Here is a 6,960-nt window from a genome sequence, read left to right as displayed (position 1 = left end):
TGTCCTTGTGGCGGTCCGGGAAGCTTTGGGTGCCAAGCCGCCCGCTGACCACCCGCAAGGACGGGCCGAAGCGCAGCCACAGGCGGTCGGCGATGTCGCTGAGAATGGGCGCATCGGCATGGGCATAAAGCGCCGTGTGGAAGCTGTAGTTCTGCACCAGGTAGCCTGCCACATCCCCGGTGGCGATGGCCTTGTCGAGCGCGTTATCGATAGTCACAAGCTCGTCAATATCAGCCGCTCCGATCCGCGGGGTTGCCCGGCGCGCGAGCTCGCACTCAATTGTTTTTCTGGCAAAAATCAGCTCTTCCAGATCCTGGGGCCCCAGCAGCGGCACCGACACCCGGCGGTTGCCCTGGAACATCAGCGCCCCGTCCGAGATCAGCCGCCGGATCGCCTCGCGCACCGGGGTCATGCCGGCGCCAAGCGTCTCCACCAGACCTTGGATTGTCACCGCCTGTCCGGGCACCAGTTCGCCGAACAGGATCTGCGCTCTGAGCTTCTGGTAGACGATCTCATGCGCGGGCAGTTTTGCCGGGCTTTCCTGCCCCGCTGCGGGCGGTGAAGTGGTCTCGGTCACCTGGGGTTTTCCTCCTCGATTTTGGCCAGCTTGCACCAGTTTTACCCAAGTGAAAACATAAAGAGTATTGCCGAATGCGGCAAAACTTGATCAAATCTCACCACAGCCGGACCTGGAAGCCGGCATGCACAGGGAGAATTTCATGACACTGAAGACGATGACCATGACCGCCGTCGTTGCCCTCGGCACGGCCGCCGCCGCCTCTGCTGAAGAGGTGCGCGTCTACAACTGGTCCGACTATATCGACGAAAGCCTGCTGGAAAAGTTCGAGGCCGAAACCGGCATCGACCTGATCTATGACGTGTTCGACAGCAATGAGCTTCTGGAAACCAAAATGCTGGCCGGCAGCTCCGGCTATGACGTGGTGGTGCCGACGGGCTCGTTCCTGCAGCGCCAGATCCAGGCCGGCGCCTTCCAGAAGCTGGACGCCTCCAAACTGCCCAACTCCGGCAACCTCTGGGATGTGATCCAGGACCGCACCGCGGGCTATGACCCGGACAACGCCTATTCGATCAACTACATGTGGGGCACCACCGGCCTGGGCGTGAATGTCGGCAAGGTCCGCGAGATCCTGGGAGACGATGTTGCTCTGAACAGCATGGATCTGGTGCTGAAGCCCGAAAACATCGAAAAACTGGCAGCCTGCGGCGTGCATTTCCTAGACGCCCCGACCGAAATCATCCCGATGGCGCTGCGCTATCTGGGCGAAAACCCGGACAGCCATGACAAGGACGTCATTGCCAAGGCCGAGCCGGTCCTAACCGCGGTGCGCCCGCATATTCAGAAGTTCCACAGCTCGGAATACATCAACGCGCTGGCAAACGGCGATATTTGCGTGGCTGTTGGCTGGTCCGGCGACGTGCTGCAGGCGCGTGACCGTGCTGCCGAAGCCGACAACGGTGTCGAGATCGAATACCACCCCTTCGCCGAAGGCTCGCTGATGTGGTTCGACCAGATGGCGATCCCGGTCGACGCGCCAAACCCGGATGCCGCGCATAAGTTCCTGAACTTCATCATGGACGCCAACAACATGGCGGCAGCGTCGAACTATGTTTACTACGCCAACGGCAACAAGGCCTCGCAGGAGTTCCTGGAATCCGACGTGATCGACGATCCGGCGATCTACCCGGATGAGGCAACCATGGCCAACACCTACATCACCACGCCGTACCCGGCGAAAACCCAGCGCGCGGTGACGCGCCTGTGGACCAAGGTCAAATCCGGCACCTGATCTGCCGCACATGACCGGCGGGGCGTCTCAGGCGCCCCGCATTTCCTGACGCGCCTGGGGAACACCACGCGCGGCCCTCCGAGACATTCGCGCGACACATCGCAGAAGAGGCCCGGCTTGACTACTTCCGCTTTCGAACCCTGGAATGATCCCGAGGCAAAGCCCTTGATCCACTTCCAGAACGTCACCAAACGCTATGGTGAGTTCACCGCCATCGACAACCTGACCATCGACATCTACGAGCGCGAGTTCTACGCGCTGCTGGGCCCGTCAGGCTGCGGCAAGACCACGCTGATGCGGATGCTGGCGGGCTTTGAAACCCCGACCGAAGGCACCATTCACTTGGCCGGGCAGGACATCGCCCCGGTGCCGCCGAACAAGCGCGCGGTGAACATGATGTTCCAGTCCTACGCGCTGTTCCCGCATCTGTCGGTCTGGGAAAACATCGCCTTCGGCCTGAAGCGCGAGAAAATGCCCAAGCATGACATCGACGACCGCGTCGACGAGATGCTGCGGCTGACACGGCTGGAGAAATTCGCCCGCCGCAAGCCGCATCAGATCTCAGGCGGCCAGCGGCAGCGGGTTGCACTGGCGCGCTCGCTGGCGAAACACCCGAAACTGCTGCTGCTGGACGAACCGCTCGGCGCGCTGGACAAGAAGCTGCGCCAGGAAACCCAGTTTGAGCTGATGGACATCCAGGAAAAGACCGGCACCACTTTTGTGATCGTGACCCACGACCAGGAAGAGGCGATGACCGTGGCCTCCCGCGTCGCGGTAATGGACCACGGCAAGATCATCCAGGTCGCCACGCCGGACCGGATCTATGAAACACCGAATTCCGTCTATGTTGCTGATTTCATTGGAGATGTGAACCTGATCGAAGGCACCGCCAAACCCAATGGCAGCGACGTCTACGCCATGTCCTGGCATGAAGGCCACGAACCGCTGGCGGTGCAATCGCCCAACGGCTTCTCCGACGGGCAGAAATGCCACCTGGCGATCCGGCCCGAGAAGGTCTCGATCAGCGCCGACAAGCCGGAAGCGGCAGATAATGCCGTGCAGGGCCGCATTCTGGATATCGCCTATCTCGGCAATATCTCCACCTACCATGTGGAGCTGCCGACCGGCGCGGTGATCAAGGCGCAGGCCGCCAACACCCGCCGCATCGCCCGCCGCGCGTTCACCTGGGAAGACACTGTCTGGCTGTCCTGGACCGCCACGGCAGGCGTTCTGCTGGCAGACTGATGCGCCGCTATTTCCTGATCGCCATCCCCTATGTCTGGCTTCTGGCGCTGTTTCTGGTGCCTTTTGCCATCGTCCTGAAAATCTCGCTGTCGGATGCGGCCATTGCCCGTCCGCCCTATTTCCCGCAGTTCGACTGGGCCGAAGGCATCCGCGCCTTCATTGCCGAGCTGGACTTCGAGAACTTTGTCTTCCTGACCGAAGACGACCTCTATTGGAAAGCCTACCTGAGCTCGCTGAAGATCGCGCTCATCTCGACCTTCTTCACCCTGCTGGCAGGCTACCCGATCGCCTATGGCATGGCGCGTGCGCCGGCCGAGTGGCGCCCGACGCTGATGATGCTGGTGATCCTGCCGTTCTGGACCTCCTTCCTGATCCGCGTCTATGCATGGATGGGAATCCTGTCGAACGAGGGTTTCCTCAACCAGTTCCTGATGTGGACCGGGATCATTTCCGAGCCGCTGACGATCCTCAACACCAACTCCGCCGTCTATATCGGCATCGTCTACACCTATCTGCCGTTCATGATCCTGCCGATCTACTCGGCACTGGAGCGGCTGGACGGATCGCTGATCGAAGCCGCTGAAGACCTGGGCTGCTCGCGCCTGTCGGCCTTCTGGCTGGTGACCATTCCGCTGTCCAAAAACGGCATCATCGCCGGCAGCTTCCTGGTCTTCATCCCGGTGCTGGGTGAGTTCGTGATCCCGTCGCTCTTGGGCGGCTCCAACACGCTGATGATCGGCAAGGTGCTGTGGGAGGAATTCTTCTCCAACCGCGACTGGCCCGTAGCATCCGCGGTGGCGGTGGTTCTGCTGCTGCTGCTTGTCATCCCGATTGTGCTGTTCCAGCGCAACCAGCAGAAACAGCAGGAGGCAGAGCAATGAACCGTATGAGCTGGTTTAACGCCGTATCGCTGACCCTGGGCTTTGCCTTCCTTTACATCCCGATGGTGATCCTGGTGATCTTCAGCTTCAACGAAAGCAAGCTGGTCACCGTCTGGGCGGGGTTCTCGACCAAATGGTACGGAGAGCTGCTGCAGAACGAGGCGTTCCTGAACGCAGCCTGGGTGACATTGAAGGTTGCCGTCTTCTCCTCCACGCTGGCCACCGTGCTGGGTACCATCGCAGCCTATGTGCTGGTGCGCGGCGGGAGGTTCATGGGGCGGACGCTGTTCTCCGGCATGATCTATGCGCCGCTGGTGATGCCCGAGGTGATCACCGGCCTGTCGCTGCTGCTGCTGTTCATTGGCATCGGCCTGGACCGCGGTGTCTTCACCATCGTGCTGGCGCATACGACATTTGCCATGTGCTATGTCTCGGTGGTGGTGTCCTCGCGGCTGGTGACCTTTGACCGGTCGCTGGAAGAGGCTGCGCTGGATTTGGGCTGCTCGGCCTCCGAGGCATTCCGGCTGGTCACCCTGCCGATCATTGCACCTGCGGTGATTTCCGGCTGGCTTCTGGCCTTCACCCTGTCGCTGGACGATCTGGTGATTGCCTCTTTCACCTCCGGCCCGTCGGCCACCACCCTGCCGATCAAGATCTTCTCGGCCGTGCGCCTGGGCGTTTCGCCTGAGATCAACGCGCTGTCGACGATCATGATTGCCATTGTCACCGTCGGCGTGATCACCGCCTCGCTCGTGACCAAGCATCAGGTGGCCAAGCAGAAGCGCGAGGAGATGGAAGCGGTGCGGACCTGATGCGCCGGATCTACTCCGATTACGCCTACGGTCCCGAACCGCGCAGCAACTGCTGGTGGGATGAGACCATCGCAGCACCGGACTGGCCGGTGCTGCAAGGTGATACTGATGCAGATGTCGCCATCATCGGCGGCGGCTTCACTGGTATGTCGGCCGCACTGCATCTGGCAGAGGCCGGGGTTTCGGTTGCGCTGCTGGAAGCGGAGACCCCGGGCTGGGGCGCTTCTGGGCGCAATGGCGGGTTCTGCTGCCTGGGCGGATCAAAACTCTCAGGCAGCAGCATGCGGCGGTTCTTTGGCAAGGCAGCTGCCGACACTTACGATGCCAGCGAAGAAGCCGCAGTGCATTTGGTGCGTGGACTGCTGGAAACCCATGGCATTGATGCCGACACCCATTCGCAGGGCGAGACCCAGCTGGCCCACAGCGAAAAAGCGGCAGCGCGTCTTTCGGCTGAGGCCGAAGCGATGCGGCAGCAGGGGGAGGAGCCCGACTTCCTGACCCGAGGCCAGCTGAGGGACAAGGGGCTGAACGGCAGTTTCCATGCGGCTCTGACGACACCTGTTGGCTTTGCTTTGAACCCGCGCAAGTATTTGTTCGGCCTGGCCGCGGCAGCCCAGAAGGCCGGGGCAAAACTGTTTCAACACAGCGCCGCCTTGGCCGCAAATCAAGCCAGCGGCAGGTATGAAATAGAGACTAACAAGGGAGTATTGCGGGCAACCAAGGTTATCATCGCCACCAATGGCTATTCCTCCGAGGATCTGCCGGACTGGCTCGCCGGGCGGTATATGCCCACGCAGTCCACGGTCATGGTCACCCGGCCCCTGTCGCAGGAAGAGCTGCAGGCGCAAGGCTGGTTCTCGCACCAGATGGCCTATGACACCCGCAACCTGCTGCACTATTTCCGGCTGATGCCGGACAATCGCTTCCTGTTCGGGATGCGCGGCGGGCTGCTCGCCTCGCCGCGGGCCGAGGCCGGGATCCGGCGCAAGCTGCGGCAGGATTTCGACGCGATGTTTCCAGACTGGCGCGGAGTCGAGGCCACCCATTGCTGGTCCGGCATGGTCTGCCTGTCGCGCAATCTTGTGCCCTTTATCGGCCCGGTGCCGGACCGCCCCGGCATGTTTGCGGGCCTTTGCTATCATGGAAACGGCGTCGCCATGGGCAGCTATTCCGGCCGCCTGCTGAGCGATCTGGTTCAGGGGCGCAAGCCGGACCTGCCCTATTCTCCGGTCGTGCAGAAAATGGCACGTTTTCCCTTTGGCCGGGCCCGGAGGGTTCTGATGCCGCCAGCTTATGCGTTTCTCGGCCTGATGGACTGAAGGGCCGCCAGCTCCAGCTCGAAAGCCTGCCGGTCCTTCGCATCGCCGCGTTCGGAACGCCACAAGCAGTAAGCAGCCATGCGCCAATGGAACCAGGGCATCAGGGCAAGCGTCCTGCCAGCAGTCCGCGGGTCTGGATAGGCGGTTAGGAAGACATCTGCCTCAGCCTTGGACAGCGGCACGCCGCGGTACATCAGTTGCATGGCCGGCGACAGGAAGAGAGCAAGATCCTCCGCCGGGTCGCCGACCTGCGGGCATTGCCAGTCGATCAGCGTCAGCGTGCCGTCATGGGCCAGAAGGTTGCCAGGCACCGGGTCGCCATGAATGAGCACCGGCTGCGCCAGCGGCGGAACCCGTCCCAGCGGCCGCAAAGCCGCCAGCCCGTCCTGATCGCGGCAAAGTGCAAGAATGGCCTCGGTTTGCCGCTCCAGCTCCGCGCTGCCATTCACGCCGGGCGGCAGCCCTGGCGGCGGCGCCAGGTCATGCAGCCGACCCAGCAGTTGCGCCACATGGCCGGTGTCTTCTTGCCAGGGATTGCCGTTGACATGTGCATAGCCCAGCCATTCATGTCCTTCAAATGCACCGGTCTGCACCATCGAGGGCACCATCCCGGTTCCGGAGAGCGCTGTCAGTATTGCAATCTCCCGCGCAGGGTCGTTGGCAAACAGCGGATTTGCACCTTCCTTGGCATAAAGCTTGATCACCAGCGCGCCGGCCCGCCAGACATGATTAGACCGCCCGCCGGCCAGGCGCCGGGGAGCGGGAACATGCAGACCCGTTGCGGCCAAATACGCAAAAAAACGGGTTTCGAACTGGTCAGGCAGCAGTTGCAGGGCGGTCTCCAGAGTTGTACCGCCCCGTTCTTAGACAGATTTTCTGCCCGCGCATACCGCCG

At 62.0% G+C, this 6,960-nt stretch carries 7 protein-coding genes; 5 read left to right on the top strand and 2 right to left on the bottom strand.

The window, feature by feature from the left end:
- Window positions 1–577, bottom strand: a 577-nt coding sequence (locus RA20_RS08585; protein WP_193748804.1) for a GntR family transcriptional regulator, incomplete at its 3' end; no start/stop codon positions are given.
- Window positions 578–719: 142 nt separating this feature from the next.
- Here RA20_RS08585 and RA20_RS08580 point away from each other — a divergent pair.
- From RA20_RS08580 to RA20_RS08560, 5 genes are all read left to right on the top strand, one after another.
- The gene (locus RA20_RS08580; protein WP_039126857.1) at window positions 720–1,808 is read left to right on the top strand and encodes a polyamine ABC transporter substrate-binding protein; all 1,089 of its coding nucleotides are present in this window, start codon (window positions 720–722) and stop codon (window positions 1,806–1,808) included.
- Window positions 1,809–1,925: 117 nt separating this feature from the next.
- A complete protein-coding gene (locus tag RA20_RS08575; RefSeq protein WP_039126814.1) occupies window positions 1,926–3,053 on the top strand; it encodes an ABC transporter ATP-binding protein in 1,128 nt (375 codons plus the stop codon).
- Window positions 3,053–3,934 carry an ABC transporter permease subunit gene (locus RA20_RS08570; protein WP_039126812.1) on the top strand — a complete coding sequence of 294 codons (882 nt, stop codon included), beginning with the start codon at window positions 3,053–3,055 and terminating at the stop codon, window positions 3,932–3,934. The genes RA20_RS08575 and RA20_RS08570 overlap by 1 nt, the downstream gene beginning before the upstream one ends.
- Entirely contained in the window at window positions 3,931–4,746 is an 816-nt protein-coding gene (locus RA20_RS08565) for an ABC transporter permease (RefSeq protein ID WP_039126810.1), read from the top strand. Before RA20_RS08570 ends, RA20_RS08565 begins: the two co-directional genes overlap by 4 nt.
- Window positions 4,746–6,065 (top strand): NAD(P)/FAD-dependent oxidoreductase, encoded by a 1,320-nt coding sequence (locus tag RA20_RS08560; RefSeq protein ID WP_193748803.1) that lies wholly within the window; start codon window positions 4,746–4,748, stop codon window positions 6,063–6,065. Before RA20_RS08565 ends, RA20_RS08560 begins: the two co-directional genes overlap by 1 nt.
- Here the strand turns inward: RA20_RS08560 and RA20_RS08555 are convergent.
- The gene (locus RA20_RS08555) at window positions 6,038–6,814 is read right to left on the bottom strand and encodes a phosphotransferase family protein (RefSeq protein ID WP_082017945.1); all 777 of its coding nucleotides are present in this window, start codon (window positions 6,812–6,814) and stop codon (window positions 6,038–6,040) included. The two genes, RA20_RS08560 and RA20_RS08555, sit on opposite strands and share 28 nt — an antisense overlap.
- Window positions 6,815–6,960 lie beyond the last annotated feature (146 nt).

The organism is Leisingera sp. ANG-Vp (assembly GCF_000813725.1).
Lineage (GTDB): Bacteria > Pseudomonadota > Alphaproteobacteria > Rhodobacterales > Rhodobacteraceae > Leisingera.
Note: the sequence above shows the minus strand (reverse complement) of the source record. Positions and strands in the feature narration are given on the sequence as shown.